We start from the raw sequence: 483 nt of genomic DNA, 5'->3' as shown, positions 1-483 counted from the left end.
TCTCGGCGTCGGCGGAGCCCACCCCGCCTCCGGCCGGAGCGCCGGCCTTTGGCGCAAGCCCCGCCGCGCCCCAGGCGCCCGGCTCATCGCCCGGGATGTCGGCGCCCTCCGGTGGCGTCGATGGCACCCACGAGGGGCCCTGGAAACTTCAGACGAACTTCGGGCTGACCTACGAGTTTGCCGACAACAAGAGCCTGCGCACCTGGCTTGTCAGCCGCGAAGACCTCAACGGCTACAAACTCTCCAGCGGTGGTGAGTTTTTCCCGCTGAGTGAGTATCCGCAGTTCTCGCCGGGTGGCGGCGCCGCGCAGCGATCGGGGAACTTCTCGGTAGCCTCGTCTGGCGCTCAGGCGCCGATGCCCGGGATGGGGCCTGCCCCGACGAGCCCCGCAGGCTCCGGGGCCTCGCCAGCGATGCCCTCGCAGTCGGGGTCGTCGCCGGCGATGTCGCCACCCGGTGCGGCGCCCGCAGCACCCGGCGGCG

The 483-nt window shown here is 72.3% G+C and carries 1 pseudogene; it reads left to right on the top strand.

Annotation, left to right across the window (positions count from 1 at the left end):
• Positions 1 to 483 (top strand): annotated as a pseudogene (locus FRC96_RS22305) (hypothetical protein); the annotation flags it as partial.

The organism is Lujinxingia vulgaris, assembly GCF_007997005.1.
In the GTDB taxonomy this organism is placed as follows: Bacteria; Myxococcota_A; Bradymonadia; order Bradymonadales; family Bradymonadaceae; genus Lujinxingia.
This window is presented reverse-complemented; position numbering and strand designations above follow the sequence as displayed.